This is a genomic window from Hymenobacter wooponensis (assembly GCF_004745865.1).
Lineage (GTDB): Bacteria > Bacteroidota > Bacteroidia > Cytophagales > Hymenobacteraceae > Hymenobacter > Hymenobacter wooponensis.
In genome coordinates this window covers 501,685-523,131 of the sequence record NZ_SRKZ01000003.1, presented here as the reverse complement: position 1 = coordinate 523,131, position 21,447 = coordinate 501,685, and the positions used below count along the sequence as shown (strand labels likewise).

At 56.6% G+C, this 21,447-nt stretch carries 16 protein-coding genes; 9 read left to right on the top strand and 7 right to left on the bottom strand.

The features are described from left to right. The first annotated feature begins 25 nt into the window (after positions 1–25). A complete protein-coding gene (locus tag EU557_RS12525; RefSeq protein ID WP_135530790.1) occupies positions 26–1,018 on the top strand; it encodes an alpha/beta fold hydrolase in 993 nt (330 codons plus the stop codon). A 468-nt stretch (positions 1,019–1,486) separates the two neighbouring features. Here EU557_RS12525 and EU557_RS12520 read toward each other — a convergent pair whose 3' ends face one another. From EU557_RS12520 to EU557_RS12505, 4 genes are all read right to left on the bottom strand, one after another. Then, on the bottom strand, positions 1,487–1,909 hold the full coding sequence (locus EU557_RS12520) for a hypothetical protein (protein WP_167855188.1): 423 nt from the start codon (positions 1,907–1,909) through the stop codon (positions 1,487–1,489). 168 nt (positions 1,910–2,077) lie between these two features. Next, complete coding sequence (locus EU557_RS12515; RefSeq protein ID WP_135530788.1) at positions 2,078–3,493, bottom strand: 4Fe-4S binding protein; 1,416 nt, start codon at positions 3,491–3,493, stop codon at positions 2,078–2,080. Between the two features lie 85 nt (positions 3,494–3,578). Next, positions 3,579–3,809 carry a hypothetical protein gene (locus tag EU557_RS12510; RefSeq protein ID WP_135530787.1) on the bottom strand — a complete coding sequence of 77 codons (231 nt, stop codon included), beginning with the start codon at positions 3,807–3,809 and terminating at the stop codon, positions 3,579–3,581. An 87-nt stretch (positions 3,810–3,896) separates the two neighbouring features. Next, positions 3,897–5,222: an NAD(P)/FAD-dependent oxidoreductase gene (locus EU557_RS12505; protein ID WP_135530786.1), complete on the bottom strand. Its 1,326-nt coding sequence runs from the start codon at positions 5,220–5,222 to the stop codon at positions 3,897–3,899. 240 nt (positions 5,223–5,462) lie between these two features. On the opposite strand from EU557_RS12505, the gene EU557_RS12500 reads away from it, so the two are divergent. Both EU557_RS12500 and EU557_RS12495 read left to right on the top strand, forming a co-directional pair. Continuing rightward, positions 5,463–5,846, top strand: a complete 384-nt coding sequence (locus tag EU557_RS12500) for a hypothetical protein (protein ID WP_135530785.1) — start codon at positions 5,463–5,465, stop codon at positions 5,844–5,846. A 240-nt stretch (positions 5,847–6,086) separates the two neighbouring features. Further along, on the top strand, positions 6,087–6,785 hold the full coding sequence (locus EU557_RS12495) for a carboxypeptidase-like regulatory domain-containing protein (protein WP_135530784.1): 699 nt from the start codon (positions 6,087–6,089) through the stop codon (positions 6,783–6,785). Between the two features lie 147 nt (positions 6,786–6,932). Here EU557_RS12495 and EU557_RS12490 read toward each other — a convergent pair whose 3' ends face one another. Further along, positions 6,933–8,402, bottom strand: coding sequence for an APC family permease (locus EU557_RS12490; protein ID WP_135530783.1), 1,470 nt, complete (start codon positions 8,400–8,402; stop codon positions 6,933–6,935). 281 nt (positions 8,403–8,683) lie between these two features. Between EU557_RS12490 and EU557_RS12485 the strand changes: the two genes are divergently transcribed. After that, entirely contained in the window at positions 8,684–11,416 is a 2,733-nt protein-coding gene (locus tag EU557_RS12485) for a hypothetical protein (protein WP_135530782.1), read from the top strand. 401 nt (positions 11,417–11,817) lie between these two features. Beyond that, positions 11,818–12,996, top strand: coding sequence for a neutral zinc metallopeptidase (locus EU557_RS12480; RefSeq protein ID WP_135530781.1), 1,179 nt, complete (start codon positions 11,818–11,820; stop codon positions 12,994–12,996). A gap of 149 nt (positions 12,997–13,145) precedes the next feature. Here the strand turns inward: EU557_RS12480 and corA are convergent, their stop codons facing one another. Then, positions 13,146–14,351, bottom strand: coding sequence for a magnesium/cobalt transporter CorA (corA, locus tag EU557_RS12475; protein ID WP_135530780.1), 1,206 nt, complete (start codon positions 14,349–14,351; stop codon positions 13,146–13,148). 164 nt (positions 14,352–14,515) lie between these two features. On the opposite strand from corA, the gene EU557_RS12470 reads away from it, so the two are divergent. The 3 genes from EU557_RS12470 to EU557_RS12460 all read left to right on the top strand — a co-directional run bounded on the left by EU557_RS12470 (position 14,516) and on the right by EU557_RS12460 (position 17,952). Then, positions 14,516–15,517 carry a GNAT family N-acetyltransferase gene (locus tag EU557_RS12470; RefSeq protein ID WP_135530779.1) on the top strand — a complete coding sequence of 334 codons (1,002 nt, stop codon included), beginning with the start codon at positions 14,516–14,518 and terminating at the stop codon, positions 15,515–15,517. A 59-nt stretch (positions 15,518–15,576) separates the two neighbouring features. After that, on the top strand, positions 15,577–16,869 hold the full coding sequence (locus tag EU557_RS12465; RefSeq protein WP_135530778.1) for an MATE family efflux transporter: 1,293 nt from the start codon (positions 15,577–15,579) through the stop codon (positions 16,867–16,869). 165 nt (positions 16,870–17,034) lie between these two features. Then, complete coding sequence (locus EU557_RS12460; protein ID WP_135530777.1) at positions 17,035–17,952, top strand: glycosyltransferase; 918 nt, start codon at positions 17,035–17,037, stop codon at positions 17,950–17,952. Between the two features lie 85 nt (positions 17,953–18,037). Here EU557_RS12460 and EU557_RS12455 read toward each other — a convergent pair whose 3' ends face one another. Continuing rightward, positions 18,038–19,672, bottom strand: a complete 1,635-nt coding sequence (locus EU557_RS12455; protein WP_135530776.1) for an ArnT family glycosyltransferase — start codon at positions 19,670–19,672, stop codon at positions 18,038–18,040. A gap of 50 nt (positions 19,673–19,722) precedes the next feature. On the opposite strand from EU557_RS12455, the gene EU557_RS12450 reads away from it, so the two are divergent. Further along, positions 19,723–21,345, top strand: coding sequence for a hypothetical protein (locus EU557_RS12450; protein ID WP_135530775.1), 1,623 nt, complete (start codon positions 19,723–19,725; stop codon positions 21,343–21,345). Positions 21,346–21,447 lie beyond the last annotated feature (102 nt).

Here is a 21,447-nt window from a genome sequence, read left to right as displayed (position 1 = left end):
TGGACTTCGCCAATTCCGGTTACTAATGAAGTTTCTGCTTGTTCTGCTGGCCTTTGTAGGCTCTTTTACCGCTTCAGGCCAAACCACTGCCCCCACGGCATTCAACGCTACCCTTGATGGGTACGAATATCCGTACCCAGTAAAATACTTGCCCCTACGCCTAGAGGGGCAAGCCATGCGCATGGCCTACATGGATGTGCCGGCTGCGGCTAAAGCTAATGGCCGTACCGTAGTGCTTTTGCACGGAAAGAACTTCTTCGGGGCCTACTGGCGCGAAACCATTAAGGCCCTCACGGCAGCCGGTTTCCGGGTAGTAGTGCCCGACCAGATCGGCTTTGGCAAGTCGGATAAGCCAGATATCCATTATTCCTTCCATCAGCTGGCCCGCAATACCAAGCACATCCTTGATACTCTTGGAGTGCAAAAAGCCATTATCGTAGGCCACTCTATGGGCGGTATGCTGGCCACCCGCTTTGCCCTGATGTACCCGGCCACCACCGAAAAGCTAGTGCTGGAAAACCCGATTGGCCTAGAGGATTACCGCGTAAGCGTACCCTTCCAGTCGGTTGACCAAGCCGAGGCTACAGAGCGCAAGAGCACCGAGGAGAGCATCCGAAAGTATCACGCCACCTACTATCCTCACGGCTACCCCAAAGCCCACGATGAGTGGCTGCTGCCCCTGGCGGCCCAAACCCGCCACCCCGATTTCCCGAAGGTAGCCCGCGCCAACGCTCTTACTTTCGAGATGATTTACCAGCAGCCCGTGAGCTACGAGTTCAGCCGGGTAACGGTGCCTACGCTCCTTATCATCGGCCAAGACGACCGTACGGTAGTAGGCAAGGGTCTGGTAAAAGACCAGAAACTACTGGCTACGCTAGGCCAATACCCGGAGCTGGGCCGCCGCACAGCCGCCCAAATTAAAGGGGCTAAACTGGTGCCGTTGAGCGGCGTAGGCCACATTCCGCACCTCGAAGCTACACCTCGCTTTCTGGAAGCTTTACTGGCGTTTATCAAGTAGACCGCTATACCAGTCTGAGTATTGATAAGCAGGGTAGTGCAACCGTACCTAGCATTGTGGTCTCCTTTGCTTTACACAAAAGTCTATTACTAATGAAAGGTCTGTTACTAGTGATACTGTGTGCCTCGCCCATAGCTGTAATGGCTCAAACTACCCCCAGAAGTGGGGTGGGGCTTGGCCACTACAAACTGAAAATGGATAGGCACCTCGAAAAGGGCTCCACTGCTGGAGAGTCAACCACCAAGGCTTCTCAGCAAAAGTTAGCACCGGGTGCATACGAAAACCGGCCAAACGCCATGCACATCATGGTACCTGATTCCTCCACATCTAGAATGCCGCGTGCTGCTACGCCCAACCACGAGGCACAAGGTGGCATTGCGCCGCTACCGCAGCAAGAGCAGCGGAAAAAGCGTCCCTAAGAGTATTTTCCGGCACGCGTACTGGCCTGTACAAGCAAGGCTACCCACTCTAGCGAATGAAGATGGAACCTGGGGGATGGTGGCTGCTCTCAGATTTAGGAGATAGAGTTAGCCAGATATCTACTCTGGTTTCGGGAGCCTCAGGTGTGGGCCGCAGGATGTGTACCTGCCCAATAGCGGACGGCGCGATGCGCAGAGCGGCAGCGTCTTGGGAGGTGAGCGTGTGCCCGTTTAAGGCAAAAATAAGTGGCCCCCGCAGGCCTAAGCGGCGGCCTACTTGCGCAAATGAGCGACTGCGTACGCGTTTCGAGGAAGTAATATTGAGGGCCCCGGCCGGGCTTAGGTTCTTGAGATGCGGCGCTGCCGTCGGGGCTTCTGGGCTGCCAGGGCCTTTATACACCTCTACTGATGTAATTTCTTGCGGGTTAAGCTCCTGCAAAAGGCCATTGATGATAATGGTAGAGTTCAACACATATACAGGCTCGGGTATGGACGCCTGTGGCCGGCTATAAGTGGTAGTTTCCTGAGCATAGCTCTTTGACGAAACTCCACCTAGACCAATTAAACATAGCAAGCCGAACCAGAGACGATTCATAGTGCAGAGAATAATATAGCTATATGGTAAATGCCAGGGCCGGCTCTAGCTTAAAATGCGCAGGCTCTCCGCTGAAATTAATTGTGAAGCCTGGTAGCGGCCTTCCCGTGGGCCATTCTCCAGGTTGAGCACTCCGCGGGGGCACACGGTGGAGCACATGCCGCAGCCTACGCAGGAGGCCCGAATGATAGGCTCGCCACGTTGAGCGTACTGCTTCACATCAATGCCCATCTCGCAGATGTTGGAGCAGTTGCCGCAGCTGATGCACTGGGCGCCGTTGGTAGTAATGCGGAAGCGCGAAAAATGCTTTTGCAACAGGCCTAGGTAAGCCGCCATGGGACACCCAAAGCGGCACCATACGCGGTTGCCTAACAGCGGGTAAAACCCCACACCCACCACACCCGAGAACACTGCGCCAATCGCAAAGCCATAGAACTTGCTCAGCGCATCAACGGGGCTCAGGTTGTTAAAAAGCCCAATGCTTGATGGCTGCGAAGTGGTGGCCCAGGCTGGCAGCATTCCTGAAACGCCCAGCCACAGCAGCACCGTTACGAGCACAATGAGGCCGAGAATGGGGTAAATAATGCGGACCTCCCAGCGCCAGGCCTCACGACTTTTGTCGGAGAGGTGGCGGTAGGGGTCGCCGGCGGTTTCAGCCAGGCCCCCGCAGCCGCACACCCAAGAGCAGTACCAGCGCTTCCCGAAAAAGTACGTAAGCACGGGCGTGCCCAGGATGGATATTACCGCCCCCCAGAACACCATAAACACGCCTAGGCCCGGGCCCCCATCCTTGAGTAGATAGCTTACCGTGCCGGGGAATAGGTAGTCGTATTTCAGGGGCCAGAAGTAGCTGAAATAGTACTCAGGGCGCTGAAAGGCGAGCAGCAAACTGGGGAGCAGGTAGGCGAAGCCCAGCTGGAAGAACATCACTGAAACTGTGCGAATACGCTGATAAGGCGAGTGACGGTACTTCCACAGGGCCCGGCCCCCCATCACCAGGATAGCCAGCGTGTAGAAGGTGCCGTACAGAAACCACTGGTCGGCGGGGCGTTGGCGGAGGGTTTGGCTCAGCGGGTCGAGGGCGTGAATGAGGTTGTTGAACAAGCCGAAGTTGCCTTGCTCATCGGGGCTGCTGAACCAGTACAGAATCACGTAAAAGCCCGTGAGCACGATGGCCGTCAGCCAGGCAATGCTGCCCCGGCTAGTGCTAGAGCGCAGCCAGAGGTTATCCTGCTGCACCCCGGCGGGGTGGCCGCCAAACTTACGCGCCGCCCAAAGCAGGGTGCCCACGCTTACCAGGGCCATAGCCACGTACAGACTTACCCGAGCCTGAAAAGCATCGGCGGCAAAAGCGGCGGGCAGCAGTGCCAAAAGTCCTAGCCCAATGATTGTGAGCAGGATCTTTTCAGTAGCTGGTACGGTGGGCAGCGGAGGCGTTGGGAGGGGAAGGGTAGAATCCATGGGGGTGAGGTCAATGAGCTACGCCGACCAATGTGGCCTAGGAGCAGCGGCAAGCTGGTAGGAGGGTGGCCTAGGCCACTCAGCCTTAGTGGTGATGATGGTGATGACCATCGTTGGGTTTGCCAAACAAGTTCAGCAGAGTACCCAGCACGTACAGTACCGCCCAGCAGAGATAAAGCCAGTTATAGCCCTTGGGTTCTGGTTGGCTCAAGAGATGAATAACTAGTTGAGCACCCGCGCTCATTACCACGCCTACCAGGGCAATGTATTGGAAGCTGTTGAGGGCGCTAGGGCGGTAGAGTTTGGAGAAATCCATGGAAGTCAGGTCAAGGACAGAAAGCGAAGCACATTGCGCGAAGCCAAGCCTTAAGGCCAAGTGCCAGCGCGGGGGGTAAATAACGAATTAACTAAACGAAAAAAGTCCTTTACGGCGGCGCAGTGCCACGGGGTACTGCGGAAACTGCTGGTTGAACTGGCCTACAATTGCCGCCTCATGCCGCCGGTAAAACTCAGGGTCGAAGTTGGCAGTTCCGAGTTCACTGAGCACTTGCGTGATAGGGGCGGCAGTGCGCAGCCAGTGGTCCCAGACCGCATGGCGCTGTCGGATGCCCAGCGTGTTCATGCCCGTAACAACACCATCTTCCCTGAAATTAATCCGGAGGAGAAGCTGGCCGTTTGGGTGCTGCCAGCAGAAACTATGAATGTCGGCAGGCGTGCGCGCCGGCACGCGGCCGTAGGTCTGGTATTCGAGCTGAAAGAATTTGGCCGAGTTAAACCACGGGCCGCGCTGATACGGCCGAGGCTGATCACAAAGGGTGTAGGCCACTGTTTCGCCCTGCTGACGGCCGGTATACCAAAGCTGCTCAATTGGTACTTCGTCGGAGGCGGGCTGGCGGTGCTGGGCGCAGTCGCCGGCCGCAAAAACGTTGGGCTGGCTGGTTTGCAAGTGCTCATTTACCAGAATACCGCGGTCGGTTTCCAGGCCTGACTCCTGGGCCACCGAAATATTGGGCGTCACGCCGGTAGCTAAGCCTACCCACTGGCAAGCAATTTCCTGCCCTCGGGAAGTACGTACAGCGCGTACGCGGCCCGCATCATCCCCCATAATTTCCGCTAGCTCGGTGCTATACTGCACCTGAATGTGGTGGGCCTGGAGCTGCCGATTGACCAGGGCCGCTTCTTCGGGCGGTAGCACAGAGCCCCAGTAGTGGGTATCGCGCACGAGCATGGTAACGGCAATACCGCGGGAGTGGAGCATTTCAGCCATTTCTACGCCAATCAGGCCGCCGCCCACCACTACCGCCTGGCCTACGCCGTGCGTATCGCGGTGCATGCGCTCCAGGTCGGGCAGCCCGTAGAGGCCCTGCACGCCCGCTAGTTCCTGTCCCGGCCAGTTTTGGAAACGGCTGACGGAACCAGTAGCAACCAGAAGCTTATCATAGGGTAGCGCCTCGCCCGTGCGTAGCTGTACCTGCTGGCGTGTGATATCTAGGTGGGTTACGGTGGCCTGCACCAGCTCCAGACGATTTTCGGCCCAGAACCAGTCGCCGTAGGGTTTTAAGTCCTGGGGGCGGAGGTGGCCTAGATAGGCATACATGAGGGCCGGCCGCGAAATATGATAAGGGCTTTCATCGGAAACCAGCGTAATGTGAGCATCGGGGCGTAGCCGGCGCACTGTAATTGCACAGGTGACCCCCGTAATGCCATTGCCGATAATAACCAGGTTCATAATGGGCACGTGGAAAAGACCACCGCGCAAAGGTGGAAGAAAAAACTGACCAGCGAAGTAGCAGGGAGCAGGCCTACAGCCGGGGTGCTTTCTGCCATACGGAGGAGTTGGCAGCATGGATTGATTTCTAGGCCACCATCACCCGCAAAAGCACCTGCGGCATACGTGTGCCTAAACTTACCGCCAAGGCCAGCGTACACCCTGAATACCAAGGTTAATTTCCACTAAATTCCGTCTCTCATGGCAACCAATGATAAATCGGCTGATAACGCAGTACACGATAACGCCGCAACTCCCGACAACGAGCATCTGGAGAAGAACAAAGAATATAAAGAGCTGCTAAGCAACGGCAAGCAGTCCGACGATTCCTCGGCGCACCGTAACCAAGGAGCCGGAGGCTATACCCAGCGTTCCGATCAGAAAGATCAACTCGAGAACTTGCACATTGGCGGGGGAGAGGGTGTGCCGCAGGGTGGCAACGACCACGACAACCCCGGTGAGCAGGCGGGCGGCCCTGGCTTTGGCACAGAAGGTAGCGTAGAGCTCGACCACCAGCTCCGCACCCGAGACCAGAAATTTGGAGAGTCTTCTACCAGCGGCCCGTCGAAACCGGTTGAAGATTAGTCTTTTATAGCATCAGAAATGGAAGCCCTGCCTTGTGAAGTGCAGGGCTTTTTCGTGGTCAGTGGTCAGCAGTGAAGTAGCTGAAGGCAGAGCTCCACAACAAATTAGGATTTACGCAATCTGACTTTATATCTTTAGGAACCGCAGAAGGGCTTAAAAGTGATTATTCCACTAACAAGCTCCACTGAACCTATTTACCCGCTGATTTTACCTGCCAAATTCCCTTTTACGCACACCCGTATGAATGAAAACACTACTCCTCCTAATGAAGAAGTAACCCCCGATGTAATGGTTGAGGAGGAGAATTATTCCTCCGGCAACCGTCGGCTGGCCCTACTTGTGGGTGGCATTGTGGCGCTAGTTGTTTCGGGGTATGCCCTGTTACCCGCTCAGGCTACCCGCAAAATTGTGAATGCCATGCCCGGCGTTGAGCTAGGCGATGCCACGGTAACCGGTTCTCGTGCCACCGAGGAACCAACTGATACCGTAGCTGCCACCGCTGCGGAGGACACCGAAGAAGCCCCCAAGACTCCGGCCGAGCAGAAAGCAGTTGCTGCTGCCAAGCCCCAGGCAGCTCGGGAAGTGGCGGACCGCTCAGAAGCTGAAGAAGCCAAGGAAGAAGCTGCACCTGCTGAAATAGAAGTAGAGCCAGTGCCTGCCGCTGAGCCGGTGGCTCCCGCAATGATTACTATAACCGGCCGTATTTTAAACGAGAACGGTCGGCCGCTGGCTGGCGCTACGGTGCTGGTGAAGGGTTCGAAAAAGGCGGTCGGGACGGATGCTAATGGCAACTATTCCCTTGAGCTTCCCGCTGGTGACAACACGTTGGTGTACGGCTACGGTGGCTACGCAGACCAAGAGATTCGCACTCGTAATGCTCAGCCCGTTAACGTAACGCTGGTGCCATCTGAGAATGCTGGCAAGCGCCGCCGGCGCTAGTGGCCTAGCTAGTGGCCTAGCAAGAGGCTCTACGTTATGTACGCCTTAGCTGGTGGCTTACTGCCTTAAAGGTCTTAGTCAACTGCATAAAAAAGCCCCGCTGATACAGATCAGCGGGGCTTTTTTATGCGGCGTAAATATGAAAATTTAGCTGGGCTCTTGGGTTTGCGTATTGGCGAAACGCTTCCCGAAGATGTAGTACACCGGCACGCCCACTGCCACTAGGCCTAGGCCCCGCAGAGCAAACTTCGAGTTGACGGGGTCGGTGAGCAGGATAAAGCAAAAGCCCGAAGCCAGGATAATGTAGAGCAGCGGAATGATAGGGTAGCCAGCTGCCCGGTATGGCCGAGGCGCATCGGGCCGGGTACGCCGCAATACGAAGATGCCGATGATAGTAATCACGTAGAACAGGATTACTGAGAACATGACGTAGTTGAGCAGTTCACCGTAGGAGCCGGACAAGCAGAGCAGCGAAGCCCAAACGCACTGCGCCCACAGCGCCACGCCCGGCACACCAGCCTTGTTCAGACGAGCCATGCCAGGGAAGAACAAGCCATCGGCGGCCATGGCGTAGTAAGCGCGGGCACCAGAAAGCAGAATGCTATTATCAGCACTAAACGTGCTGATCATGATCAGGATAGCCATAACATAGGCGCCTACCTGGCCTAGAATGCTCTCGGCTACCGCCGTGGCTACCCGCTCGTTGGTGGCGTACATAATGCCCCGGCCCACAACGGTGGTGGCTTCTGGGTTGCCGTGTAGGGGAAGTACCAGCAAATACACCACGTTGATGAGGATGTACAGTGCCGTGACGATGGCCGTGCCCAGGGCCATGCTCAGTACAATGGTACGCTCAGGCTTTACAATTTCATCGCCCGAGAAACCGATGTTGTTCCACGCGTCGGAGCTGAACAGGGAGCCGGTCATGGCCAACCCGATGGCCGTAATGAGGGCCGAGGTACTCAGTGGCGACGACTGGCCTAGGTTGTTGAAACTGGCGGCCTGCCACATGTCTTGGAAGTTCAGGCTCACGGCTTGCTGATTGATGCCCAGCGCCAGGCCACCCAAAATCAAGAGGCCTAGTGCCACCAGCTTGGTGCTGCCGAAGATGTTGGAAATGAGCTTGCCGCTGCGTACCCCACGGGAGTTGATGTACGTGAGCACCACCAGCAGCACAATTGCCAGCAGCTGCACCGTGCTGAACTGAAAGCTTCCCACGCTGAATAACACATTGGTTTCGCTGAACCACGGCAGCAGCACGCCGGTAAAGCGAGCAAACGCCACGGCCACGGCGGCAATTACTCCGGTCTGGATTACCAGAAACAACGTCCAGCCATACAGGAAGGCCACCAGCTTGTTGTAGGCCTCCCGCAGGTACACGTACTGGCCGCCTACTTTCGGGAACATCGACGACAACTCCCCGTAGCTCACCGCGCCAGCCAGGGTAATAAAGCCCGTGATGAGCCACACTACCAGCAGCCAGCCTGCCGAGCCAACCAGTTTGGCAATACCCGCCGACACAATAAAAATACCGGAGCCAATCATGCTTCCGGTCACAATCATGACGGCATCAAACAGCGTAATGGCCCGCTGGAAATGGCCTTGTTTTTCAGACATACAGGGAAAGTAGGAGGTGTTTCAGGGCCGGAAGATAGAAAAGAAAAGGGCTGATAGTAGAATGCCCGGTTGTAGAGCCGTAATTCACTTTGCAGCCTGATTCCAACTACTCCTGAGCGAGACCAGAAAGGTGCTAGGCCAGTAGCACGGGAGCTTGAAAAACGCTAAGGTCACATCATAAGCAGCCGTTTGTGCGTACTGCCGTAGCAGGAGTGGCCCTAATCATCGTGAGCCTAAGGAGTAATCCTTATTTTTGCCGCCCGCACTTCCCGGAATCCTGCATGTCGCAACGAGTACTGGTGTTTCTGACAGGTCTGCTGCTGCTTACGGCACTGGGTTCCTACGTGTACTATCGCCACCGCGAAGCCCAAATCCCCGTGGATCCGTGGGCGTTGGTGCCCGATGATGCCGTACTGGTCACCGTCACGCATGATCATCCTACCCTGGTACGCCACCTCAAGGAGACCCAGCTCTGGGACAACCTGACGGCCGTACGCTATTTCCAGCAGGTGGAAGACAACGTGGCATTGGCTGATAGCGTGACCAACAGCCAGGATGTGGTGCTGCGCTTTCTGGGACGCAAACGGGTCCTGACGTCGGTTCACGTGACGGGTCCTAACAGCTTTGATGTACTTTTTCAGGTGCCCATCAGTAGTGTGCGCGAGTACCGGCTAGTGCGCAACCTGGTGGAGGGGCTAGGACGCGATTCGCGCTTTGAGGTTAGCACCCGCGAGTTTCATGACCAACAGTTTACCCAGGTGCGGCAGCGCAGCACCGGTGATGGTATTACGTTTTTCAACTACCGCAACCACTTGCTTATCAGCGCCAGCTCCGCGCTGGTGGAGGCCGTTGCATTGCGGCTGGAGCACCCTGAGCAGCCCACCGTAGCGGCAGATTTCCAGAATACTGATTTCTTCCGGCAGAAAAACGTGGATGCGACGCTGCTGCTCAACCAGCGTCGGCTGCCGCAGCTGCTGGGGGTGTTTTTTAGGCGAGATATTGAATCTGATCTGGCTGAGGTCAGCAGCTTAGCCCGCAACGGGCTGGTGCAGATGAAGCTGGAGGGTAATAAGGTGGTGTTCAATGGCTTTGCCAACGCCGAAAATGCTCATCATAGCCTACACGAGCGCCTGCGTGGGCAGCCCGCACAACGCCTGCGCATGGCCGAGGTTGTACCGCTGCGTACGGCATTGCTCGTGCACATGGGGCTAGGCCAGTCGGCTATGCTTCGGAGTGGCACCGCTCCTGTAGCTTCTGATTCGCTGGTTACCACCGCCGCTCCGCTGATTGATAGCATGGCCACTCTGCTCCAGCAAGAGGTAGCCTTGTGCTACCTGAGCACAACATCTGCTCGTTTGCGGCCCAGTAAGCTGGCCCTGGCTTGGTGCTCTAACCCAGCGCAACTAGGCATACTGCTTGGCCAGATGCGTCGGGCTACTGGCACTACGCCTTCCTTTGAGCGGGTGGGGTCCTACCAACTCTACCAAACTGGGGTGCCCGAGCTGCCACAGCGCCTGCTAGGCCCCTTGTTTCATAATTTCCCGCAGCCCGTGGTAGCCCAGGTCGGCAACTACGTGGCGTTTGGGGAAGACGCGGAAGCGGTGCGCCAGTGGCTACGTAGCGTGGCTGCGGGCGAGGTCTGGAGCCGCTCACCCACGCAAGTAGCCTTCCTGCAGGATACGCAGCCACTGGCTAGACTAAGCGTACTCCTTGATATGGGTAATGCCTGGAACGTGCTGCTGCGCGGCTTGGTGGAAGAGCGCCGGGCTGGCCTACTGCGTAACGAGACCCTGTTCAAGCGCTTTCCTCAGGTGGCTATGCAGTGGGTGCCGGCCACTAATGAGGCCGAGGAAGGAGCGCAGTATTACACCCATTTTGTGCTCCGTCACCCCGCTGAAGGCCCCGCCGTGGCCCGGCCCCAAAACCAGGATGGTACCGGCAGCGTCTTAACCTTCAAAACGGCCCTCAGCAGCTCGCCAACGCTAGTGCCGGTGAGCGGAGCCCGCCTCTCGGGTATTCTGGTGCAGGATACGGCGCGGGTGCTGCACTACGTAACCCCCGATAATGTGGTGGCCTGGTCTGATACCTTGCCTGGACCAGTTATCAGTCAGCCTTATCATCTGCCTGGCAATGGTGGCTTTCTGATGGCCAGTGGCACGCAGCTATTCGGCTACAACGGCAGAGGGCAGCTACTGCCCAATTTCCCCCTGAACCTGCCCGATACGTTGCAGGCCACTTCCCTGACCGTGTTGCCGGCAAGCAGCGGGCAGACCACGCGCTTGCTGGTAGCGGGCAGTGGAAGCAACTTGTTTCTCTATGACACGCAAGGGCGCAGCTTCCCCAATTGGCAGCCCAAACAGCTCGACTTCCGGCTGGCCGCGCCTCCGCACTACCTAAGCGTGAACGGGCGTGATGTAATTGTCGTCTTGCTCGAAAACGGCTATGTCTATGCCTACGACCAATCGGGCGGGGTATACCCGGGCTTCCCCATTAGCGTGGGTGCCCGCCTGCACAGCGGTGCTCTGGCCGAAGTAGGCCCCACCATGCGTCGCTCCCGCCTAACGGTGGTAACTCAGCACGGGGAGAAAGTCAGCTTTAACCTCAGTGGCGATATTGTAGCCCGAAGCCGCATTGCCACCTGGAGCCGCAATTCAGAGTTTCGCCTGGTGCCAGACCAGCATCAGCGCACATTTGTGGTTACCCGTGAGGAGGGGGGGCGCTTGGCCCTGTTTGACGCCACGGGCCGCCAGCTACTTACCCAAACGTTCGTAACATCTGCCCCGAAGCAAGCGCAGTATTTCAATTTCGGCCCTGGCCGGCAGGTGTACGTGTTGTCGGAGCAGGGGCCTAGCAAAGTATATCTCTATGATGCCCGGTCCCGGCTAGTTGGGGGGCAGCCCTTTGATAGCTCTACCCCCCAGATAGCTCTGGAGTTCAACCCTGCCACATCCATCTATCACTTGTTCCGAGTGGTTGGTACTGAACTGCGCCGGTCTGACCTCCGGCTTAACTGAGCCTTCAGAAGGAGTAAGGTTCAGCTTCATCACTGTAGTAAGGCGCTACATCCCAAAAAATATGGGTGCCAGATGAAAAATTTATAGCCGATTAGGCTAGCAGGTCGGGCCAGTCATAATCTGCTGTTATCCAATTAAAATCAATATTTTGCTATTGGTTTGACTTTTTATTATCAAGTTGATAGGGGCAACAACTAATGGTTATATATATTGTATTATATTATTATAGTAGGAAAATATAGGATTGACTTATAGATTGGTCAAAATGTCGGCTGGTTCTGCTGCCGTAAGCTGCACAGTATATGCGCTGCTTTCTTGGAGCATACCAATAAGCAAAAGCCCTTTGCTGGCATAGATAATTTGTTCTGATCTATCCTTTCTTTCCACCAACAAACAAATTTATGAAGCACCTTAACCGCCTCACGGCGATGTTCGCTTGCTCTATCATCCTGCTCTCAGGATGCTCTAAGGAAACGGACAACACTATCCGCCCAAATACCACTACCCAACAATCAGCCGAGCTTTCTTCCTCTACCCGCGACAAAGTCAACCAGTTGCGGGCTTCTTTGCCCGCCGGCGTTGAGGCCAAACTCAAAGAGCGTTCCGCTCTGTTATTACAAACTGATCCTCAGTATCAGGAAAAAGTGCGGAGCCTGTTGGCTATTGAGCCCACGCCCTGCAACGATAATACGCCTGTTAACCAGTGGTTCGACCAGCAGCTGAAGGGCTGGAACAGCGAAGTAATTGGCTACGTGCTAGACTTCGCTATGCTAGATCTGCCACAATACGATGCGCTGGTTTTCGAAAACAGCTCGCAGGGACAGACCTTTGGGGTAAATGGCGAATACACCCAAACGCTGACCAAGACCTTTAAAGACCTGCAGCGCTTCTGGAATATTGAGTCGGCTGATATTGTGCTGGCCGCCATGCACGGCAACATGCTCACAAACCGCGACCGGGTTATTCGGACGTATGAGGCCGTGTACGGTGTAGATGCTGCTACGGCCGGTATCTTGGCTGATATCGTCACCATGCTGGCTGCTGAAATCCCGCAGTACCGAGAGGGCAACCACCCCATCTTTACATTTAATGCGTTTGCTCAGCAGGGCTTTAACTTTCCTCCCTACGGCCGCATCCCCGACAAGATTATCATGGGCGACGGCATCCTGAATGCCTTCACGGCCACTGGCTACGGCGACGTAGCTCCACAAGCCATTTTGGCCCACGAGTTTGGGCATCAGGTGCAGTTTCAGTTAAACCTGTTCGGGACTGTGCAAAGCCCCGAAGCAACCCGCCGCACCGAGCTGATGGCCGATGCATACTCTGCCTACTACCTCTCGCACGCTCGTGGCGCGGCTATGCAGTGGAAGCGGGTGCAGCAGTTCCTGGGCGTGTTCTTCAACATCGGCGACTGCAGCATCACCAGCAACGGGCACCACGGCACACCTACCCAGCGGCTTGCAGCAGCACAGTGGGGCTACAACCTAGCCAACAACGCCCAGAAGCAAGGGCACATCCTCACCAGCCAAGAGTTTGCCCGGTTGTTTGAGGCGCAGTTGCCAGTATTCGTGAAAAAATAAGGCAGCAATGAGGCTTCCTCTGAAGCCTAGGTGTGGCCTAGCTTCAGAGGAAGCCAAAGTCAACAAGCCCTTACCTCCTGCCGGAAGTAAGGGCTTGTTGCGTGATAACAAAGCAAGGAAAGTGCCCAGCAACTAAGCGCTAGGGTTGTCTATCTGTTGGTCAGCCAGCCTTTACGATAGAAATAGATTAGCTGAAATATCACAATTAGCGCCAGAATGGCTAGCAGTACCGGATAGCCCCAGGGGCTATAGAGCTCGGGCATATTAAGATAGTTGATGCGGCCATCGGGGGCTTCGCGCTGGAAGTTCATCCCATAGAGGCCTACCACGAAGCTAAGCGGAATGAAGATGCTGCTGATGATGGTGAGCACCTTCATTACCTCGTTCATGCGGTTGCTCTGGTCAGAAAGAAACAAGTCTACGAGGCTGCTCACCGATTCGCGGTAGCTCTCAGCTAAATCCATGGCCTGGATGGAATGGTCGTAGCAGTCCTTGAAGTAGGTCTTGATTTCTTCAGGCACAATTTCCTCGGGCATGCGCAGTATCTCGGCAATCTTTTCCCGCTCAGGGTACACCAAGCGCCGGAAGCGCACAATGTCTTTCTTGATATGTAAGATGCGGTTCAGCAGACGGCGGTCGGAGCGACCCGTGAAAATGCGCTCCTCAAGCTTCTCAATATAGTCGCCGATGGCCGCCATGGTGGGGTAGTAGTGGTCGAGCACTACATCAGTAAGGGCGTAGGCCAGGTACAGCGGGGAGCGCCGGCGGATAGAGCTGCGACCGGAGCGCAGGCGCTGGCGCACGGCCTCTAAGCAGTCCTCGTAATCGTCTTGGAAGGTTATTATGTAGTTGTCGCCAGTAAAAATGGAGAGCTGGTCGTCTTCAATGTCCAGCTGTGAGGTGAACTCCGTCATGCGCGACACCAGGAACAAGCCGTCTTCGGTTTCCTCTACTTTAGCCCGCTGATAGTCATTCAGTACGTCTTCCATCATCAGCGGGTGAATGCGGAAGTCGTCCTGAATCCGTTGCATCAGAGCCAGATTATTGTAGCCCCGCACATCAAACCAGTGCTTCAGATCAGGGTGCTCACGAATGAACGTGAGCAGGGCCGGATAGTCAAAGTACTCGCGCTCTTGAAAGAAGCTCTCAGAATAACTGACCAGGAATAGGCGGGGAGGCACGGCATCGGCCCGTACCATGAGGGTGCCGGGGCGCTGGCCTACCGTTTGTTCGTGTGCTTGGCGGGTGGCGTCGCGGTCGGCAAGGGCGCCGGTTGGACTTGGTAATTCAGCTTCCGGGTCCGGAAGCGCAGGCGTAGGGATAGCAGCTGAAGGGGAGGAAGCGGCAGAATTCATGGACGGCGGGGGCAAGTAAGCAAGGCAGTTTACGAGATTTGAAGGGAAGTTCGTTGTTGCAGACAAAACCATGCGGGCAGGAGCGCACCGTGCTTGGAAGTGGCGTGGGCAACCTGGCGCGCCATTTTTCTCGTACTTTCGCCACTACTCTGTTGCTTTTGCCTTTGGATTCTGCCGCTACCTCTACGCCCGATCTGCTGCCCCTGCCTTTGGAAGAGGGCCGCTACATGGTGCGTTGTGTGCGCGGCGTGGAGGCTGCCCCGGCCCGGCCCCTGGCCTACACCCCCTTCCTGTACCTGACCCCGGCGCACCTGGCCTTGCAGCAGGCTCCCGGCGAGTGGCTACACTTTCATTTGGAAGACCAGCGTAGCAACCACACCGTAGGGCAGTTTCAGGCTTTCTTGGCTGAGGGAGACACGGTGGCCTACAGCCCCTGGCAGGCGCCCTTTGGGGGTGCCCAACTGGCACCCGGCCTCCCGGCCGATGTGGTGGCTAGCTTTTTAACCGTAGTTGAGGCGCAGCTTATTCAGCGGGGCGTGCAACGGCTGCAAGTGCGTAGCTACCCCTTGGCGTACGATGAAGCTGGCGGGGCCCAACTCACCCAAGCCCTCACGCAGCAGGGCTTCCGCATCACGCAAACTGAGCTAAATAACCATTTGCCTTTGCAGGAGGAGTTTGTGGCCCGGCTGCACCCCTCAGAACGGCGCCGCCTGCGCAAGTGCGAGCGACACGGCTTTCAGTTTGAGCAAGAGCCCCCGCTGCTGCTGCCCCTGGCCTACGAATTTCTTAACCGCTGCCGTCAGGAGAAAGGGCAACACTTATCGTTACCCTTAGAGCGCCTGCAGGAGCTATTCCGGCTGTTTCCGCAGCACTACTTTCTATTCTCGGTACGCGACGCCAGCGGGGAGTGGGTTGCGCTGACGGTAGCCATCCGGGTTAACGACGAAGTGCTCTATAACTTCTATCCGGCCAGCCCTTTGGCCTATAATGCCTTCAGCCCGGTGGTGCTGCTGAATGCTGGCCTACACGCTTTCGGCAAAGCCAGTGGCATGCGGATATTAGATTTAGGCACCTCCATGCTGCCCGAAGGGCCCAACTACTCGTTGCTGCAATTCAAGCGGCACTTGGGCGGGGTGCTAAGTCTGAAGCTGACCTTTGAGAAATGAGCAGCCGGCTGTTCCGTATTTATTTTCGGCTCTGGGTGGCCTAGCTGCTGTACTTTCTGATGCAGCCAACCACGCCTTCTATTGTACCTCAGCCTGAACCCCGCGCTGCCGTGCTGGGGCGTTTTCTGCGGGGCTCGGTGGGCTCTGGGGTGGCCGTGTTAGCGCGGGCCGCAGGGGCTTTAATCCTCAATAAACTGCTGGCGTTATACGGCGGTGCAGGCGGCATCACGCTGCTGGCGCACTTTCAGAACCTGATGGCTCTGTTTACCACCCTGCCCAATGATGGGGTGCACGTAGGGCTAGTGAAATACTTAGCTCCTCTGCGCGCCGGATCGGGGCGCTACCGGGCTTGGTGGGGTGCGGGGCTAGTCTTGAATGTAGGTGCGCTGCTGGTAGGGTTTGTGGCGCTGGTGCTGGTGCCCACCCCGCTTATTGGTGTATTTCAGCCAAGTGTGGCCTGGGGGCTGTTATTTGCCCTGGGTATTGTGCTTCTAACAGGCCACGCCTTCTTAGTGTCGGTGCTGCTAGCCGCTGGCAAGCTTCAGAACTATGTTGCCCTAACGGTGCTGCTTAGCGGCTTGGGTGTGGGAGCCGTGGCCCTGGTGCTGGCATTGGGTGGGTCTAGTGAAGTGGCCCTACTGGCCTACCTGCTAGCCCAGGGGCTCACCGTGGTGCCCACGCTAGCTCTGGCGCACCGGGCAGGCTTGCTGCCTCAGCTGGTTGGGCGCACTAGCCGGCCAGCGGTACGGGGGCTGAGCCGCTTCTTGCTGATGGCCGTGAGCGTTCTGCTTTTTGGTAAGGGCGTTGATTTTGCCATGCGCGAGGTCCTGATTCGTCAGCTCGGGCTAGCTCAAACCGACCTCTGGCAGGCGGTGGCTAAGCTGTCTGATAACTACACGATGGTGTTTTCGGCCATTATGGGTAGCGTATATTATCCGCGGCTGGCGGCACTCACGGTCCAGCCCACGAAACGGCGTGAGCTAGTACGAGCGGTCCTGACGTTGTTGGCGCCGGGCTTATTCGTAGGCTTTACGGGGTTGTGGCTTCTGCGCAGCTGGCTGTTGCCATTGCTCTTCGACCAGCACTTTGCTGCTGCTGCCCCCTTGCTTGCTCCTCAGTTGCTGGGCGACTGGGCCAAGTTTCTGACCTGGACGATGCTGTTTCTGCTTACTGTACAGGCGCAAGTTGGGCGCTACGTATTGGTGCAGGCCGGCTCAGCCATACTATACTCTGTACTGCTGGTGTGGTTGGTGCCCCGCTATGGAACCATGGGAGCACCCATGGCTCATGCTGCCCGTTACTGGCTACTCTTGCCCTGGTGCTTTTGGTATTTTAGAAGAGATGTATTTTAAGGGGTAAGTTGCTATAAGAAGATGAACAATATATCATCATTTAGTTTATGTATGATATGATAAGTAGTTGATTATGTTTTGGTAATAATCATTGATATGGGCCTGATTAGCCTCCGGGTTTTCCTATAAAACAGCAATAGATAAAGCAACAGTAACTTGCACGCTATGTCTGATGCTGAGCTGCCGCTTGTAACTATTGTAGCCCTGTGCTACAACCACGCCCGCTTTCTGCCACAAGCCCTCGACTCCATTCTAGGCCAGTCGTACCCGAATTTAGAGGTGCTGCTGGTTGATGATGCCAGCACTGACAGTAGTGTTTCTATCCTGCAGCGGTATGCCGCGGCTACCCCCCAGTGGCGTTTGCTGCTGCTGCCCGAAAACGTTGGTAACTGCCGGGCCTTCAATTATGCTTTCCGCCAATCAGCCGGGGAGTTCGTGATTGACTTTGCCACCGACGATGTGCTGCTGCCGCAGCGGGTAGCCCAACACGTAGCAGCTTTCCAGCGGGCCGACCCGGCGTGCGGAATGGTATATTCCGATGCAGAGTTAATTGACGAAGAGGGCCAGCTGGTGCGGCGGCATTTTCGCCGGACGGCCCAAGGGTTGCAACCGCGGCCAGCTTCCGGTTGGGTGTTTGCTGATGTACTGGCTCGCTACTTCATTAGCACGCCCACCATGACGATGCGACGAGCCACGCTGGAGCAGTTAGGCGGCTACGACGAAACCCTGGCCTACGAGGACTTCGACTTCTGGGTGCGCGCTTCCCGCGACTGGCAATTTTATTTCCTGGATGAAGTAACCACCCAAAAACGCCTGCACCCGCAGTCGATGTCAAAGAAAGGCTACCGTCCCCATGACCCGTACTTGGCCTCCACCATTCGAGTCTGCTACAAAGCGTTGGCCTTGTGCCGCACTGATGCGGAGCGCGCCGCGTTGGCTGTGCGAGTGCAGTGGGAGCTTCGCCAAGCCGTACGCTGGCGTAATTACAGTGAAGCCCAGCAGCTTTACCAGCTTCTACAACAGCTAGGCCACCTCCGCCCGCTAGATAGGCTCCTAGGCCTATGGGCCAGAATAGTAAGGTGAAAACGGCACAACTAACCATCTCATCCTGAGGTAAGAGTGATGACATGATTAGTGATCCGCAGCCTATCTTTTCACTAGTACCTAATCACCACTTCACCTCATACAATGAGACCTTGCCATCCTCGGCGATAAGGCGACGACGGGGGTACCAGCTCAATACTGAGTCGGGAGAGTAGCGGATGAGCTTACGGGTGAGTTCATCGTTGGTGAGGGTGCTGCGATTGAGCAAAAGCCATGCGTGCTGGCCAGGCTGGAGCTGCAGTGAGTCGCGCGACCAGTAGCGCCGGAACTGCAGGTGCGGTGGCACCTTGAAACCGTAATAGAAATCGTAGTTGTCGATCAGAAAATCATCAACCAGCACCACACCCTGGGCTGGAGCCTGCAGGTGCTGCCGAATTACCCGATCCTGCGCGAAGTGGGAGGATACTGAAGGCTTCCACATAAAGTACGCCGGCCGAATAGCTAAGCAGCCAGCAAACACCACCATTGCCAGGATGAATACCCCCTCGTTGCCAAGACGGAACACCGCGGGCCGTTGACGCACATACTGGGCTGCCGCTACCGCGCCCAAAAACAGGCCTAGGCCACCGTATAATACTGATAGACTGTTGTGCAACCACACCGCACACAGCAACAGGCCTAGGGTTACCAACAGCAAGCCCTTTCCCGTGCGCAACATAGTACGTAGCCCAAACCCGGCAGCCAGTGCCAGCGGGGGCAGCAGGGGAGTGGTCATGCGCGGCAGCAGCGTAATGGGGTTATATTGGCTTAGGGAGGTGCTGCCCACCCAATAAAAAAGCAGTGTGCTGAAGCCTAGCGTAACCCAGAAGCGCCGGTCAGAACCCGGCTCCGCGGGCTGGAACAGGGCGGCACAGGCCAGCAACAGCAACGGACCAAGCCCCGTCCCGATGAAGAAAGCTAGCGGCTGCCAAGTAATGCGGCCTAGCAAAGCCGCCCGGTTACCGACCAGGTAGTTGCCTTCCTTCAAGAACTCATTGGTATGCTCAATGAGGTGCAGTCGGTAGAGCGCATCATCCGTATAGATTTGGTAAAAAGCCAGATAGCTCGCCAGCAACCCAACGCCCGTAATAACAGCAGCCACCCAAAACCGCCGATGTTGGCGCTGCCATGCATCGCGCGCCAATAGGGCTAGGTAGAAGGGCAAATAGTACACGATGGTTTCCTTGCTGAGCAGGGCCGCGAAGCTGAGCAGGGCAAACCCCACGCCCCAAGCCAACTCATAGTCTGCAGAACGCCGCCCCACCAACAACGCCGCTGCCCCAGCCAGGCACCAGAACATCAAAATGTTATCGGGGTAAAGGTAGTTTGTAAGGTTGAGGTTGAAGTAGTGGAGGCCCAGCAGCAACATTGCGGCGGCGGCCACCACCGGCTCGCGCCGGCGGTACAGCTTCCAGATAACAACTGAGCAGCCTAGCGTAGCCAGCAGGGGCCACAGCGTACTGCTAATGATGTTGGTGCCAAACAATGCGTAACAGAGCCCCACGGGCCCATAAATCATGGGCCGTTCTTTTAGGGGGTCGTGGAGGAGGCCCTGCGGATCGGGGGCTATCCGGAAGGTGCCGCTGATCAGTTGGTGTGCATACCGAGAATAGTAATAGTCATCAATAGCGTACAGCCCTTCGTGGCTGAGGAAGAAATAGGCCACAGTGAACAGCAGCACGAATAGCAGCGTCCAGTCGGCCAGGCGGCGAGATATCATGGGCGTAAAGCTACGCAGCAGCGCTATGGCAGAGGCTGTATCTTGCACGCATGAATCTGCCCCGCCTCTCCCTGTTGGTCTTGCCACTGCTATTGCTTCTGGTAAGTGGCCTAGGGCTAGGCTGCTTCAGCGAAACTAACGATGACCTCACCATCGTAGCGCTGTTGCGGGGCGTATCAGCCGCGGCTCCCGTGGAGAATCTGCACCTGTATTTCCACGGCTATGCGGTAGTTTTAAGCCAGTTATACTCCGCATACCCGTTGGTGCCCTGGTATGCTCTTACGTTGTATGGGTTACTGTACGCGGCTACCGTCCTCACGTTTGCGGTGTTGGAGCAAGTGCTGCGGCCTCAACTCTCGCTAGGCCAGAGGTTGATTTTCCTGGTCTTGTTCTTTGCGGTGGCATGGCTAGAGCATGGCTTCTGGTTCAATTACGTGCGGGTGCCGCTGCTGCTCGCCGGGGCCGGAATCTTGTTTGCGGCCCAACGCGCTCCGGCCCGCTGGGCGTTACTGGTGGGGCTACTGGCGTTTGCTTTAGCCTGGTTAATACGGCCCAGCGCGGCGGTGCTAGGACTTATAGCCGCGCTGCCCGGTGCTTGGTGGCTTGCTCGCCGGCAGGCACTGCCCGTTGTAGGTGGGGCAGTGGCTTGGGCTATGCTCGGGGCCCTGTGGCTCAACCTGACCTGGACCCCTGAGGAGGCTCGGTTCCGGCGGCTTGATGTGCTGAAGTCGAATATAAACGACTATCAGCTCTATCACCAGCAGCCTCGCACGTCTACCGATAGCCTAGGCCTAGCAGAAGTGCGCCATTGGATGCTCGGCGATTCTTCTTTGGTGAACGCAGCCCTATTCACCCGCGCTGCCCCACTCGATATCCCATATTTTCTGCAGCAAACAGCTCCTGAGAAGCTCCTGGTGCTGCTCCAACAGTTAGGGCGCGACTACTTCCCTGTGCTACTAGCTCTTTTGGCGGTGGCCTACCACGTAAGGCGTCAGCCCGGCTTGCAATACCGCCACGAGTTTTGGTTCGTGCAGTTAGCGTTTGCAGGCTTGCTGCTGGCCCTAGGCGTTGTGCTAAAACTGCCGCCCCGCCTGGCTCTGCCACTCCTCAATTTCTGGCTGCTGGCTAACCTGATTTATGTAGGTCAGCAGACGCGCGGTGCTCTAGGCCAGGTGTGGGGTGTACTAGGAGTGGTGCTGGTGCTGGCTGCTGGGCCCTATGCGTACAAAACCTGGCACCGGCGCACGATGCTAGGGCAGGAGCGGCGTACCAATGAGGCGCTACGGCGTGAGCTACTCAGGCCAGCCGGTGTGGCAGGCTTACTGGTGTCTGATGCGGTAGAACTGACGTACAAATCGTCCTCGCCCTTTGCCGACCCGGTATTTGGTTCTCCCGTGCAAGTGCTGTCCTTGATGGGATGGCAGACGCTTGATCCTTCCCAGCCCGTTTTCCGGCAGCAACTCACCGGTACGCGCAACTTTTCGCTGGCTTTGCGTCAGTTGGCTACCCGTGCCAATGTAAGCTGGATGCTGACGGAACAGGGGGCAGGGTTGCTCAACCGGCACCTGCAGCTAGCCGATAGTACCGCCTCAGCTTCCTTGAAATTCATGCCTAAGCCGCTGCAAACTAGCCAGGTGAGCGAAGTGATGGAATATGTAGTGAAAGTGAAGTAGCGGAAAAAGCCAAAATTTTATAGTACTGGTTTGGGACTTATTCCGCGTAATACGGGGTACTGATTACATACATTTGGCTCAGTTTTCCTTTCTCTCTTTCCG

Bases quoted from the DNA above. Each gene is read 5' to 3' on its own strand.
- EU557_RS12480 (WP_135530781.1), top strand. From the start codon at position 11,818: ATGAAGCACCTTAACCGCCTCACGGCGATGTTCGCTTGCTCTATCATC.
- EU557_RS12500 (WP_135530785.1), top strand. From the start codon at position 5,463: ATGGCAACCAATGATAAATCGGCTGATAACGCAGTACACGATAACGCC.
- EU557_RS12515 (WP_135530788.1), bottom strand. From the start codon at position 3,493: ATGGATTCTACCCTTCCCCTCCCAACGCCTCCGCTGCCCACCGTACCA.
- EU557_RS12490 (WP_135530783.1), bottom strand. From the start codon at position 8,402: ATGTCTGAAAAACAAGGCCATTTCCAGCGGGCCATTACGCTGTTTGAT.
- EU557_RS12465 (WP_135530778.1), top strand. From the start codon at position 15,577: ATGCAGCCAACCACGCCTTCTATTGTACCTCAGCCTGAACCCCGCGCT.
- EU557_RS12455 (WP_135530776.1), bottom strand. From the start codon at position 19,672: ATGATATCTCGCCGCCTGGCCGACTGGACGCTGCTATTCGTGCTGCTG.
- EU557_RS12525 (WP_135530790.1), top strand. From the start codon at position 26: ATGAAGTTTCTGCTTGTTCTGCTGGCCTTTGTAGGCTCTTTTACCGCT.
- EU557_RS12510 (WP_135530787.1), bottom strand. From the start codon at position 3,809: ATGGATTTCTCCAAACTCTACCGCCCTAGCGCCCTCAACAGCTTCCAA.
- EU557_RS12495 (WP_135530784.1), top strand. From the start codon at position 6,087: ATGAATGAAAACACTACTCCTCCTAATGAAGAAGTAACCCCCGATGTA.
- EU557_RS12505 (WP_135530786.1), bottom strand. From the start codon at position 5,222: ATGAACCTGGTTATTATCGGCAATGGCATTACGGGGGTCACCTGTGCA.
- corA (WP_135530780.1), bottom strand. From the start codon at position 14,351: ATGAATTCTGCCGCTTCCTCCCCTTCAGCTGCTATCCCTACGCCTGCG.
- EU557_RS12450 (WP_135530775.1), top strand. From the start codon at position 19,723: ATGAATCTGCCCCGCCTCTCCCTGTTGGTCTTGCCACTGCTATTGCTT.
- EU557_RS12460 (WP_135530777.1), top strand. From the start codon at position 17,035: ATGTCTGATGCTGAGCTGCCGCTTGTAACTATTGTAGCCCTGTGCTAC.
- EU557_RS12485 (WP_135530782.1), top strand. From the start codon at position 8,684: ATGTCGCAACGAGTACTGGTGTTTCTGACAGGTCTGCTGCTGCTTACG.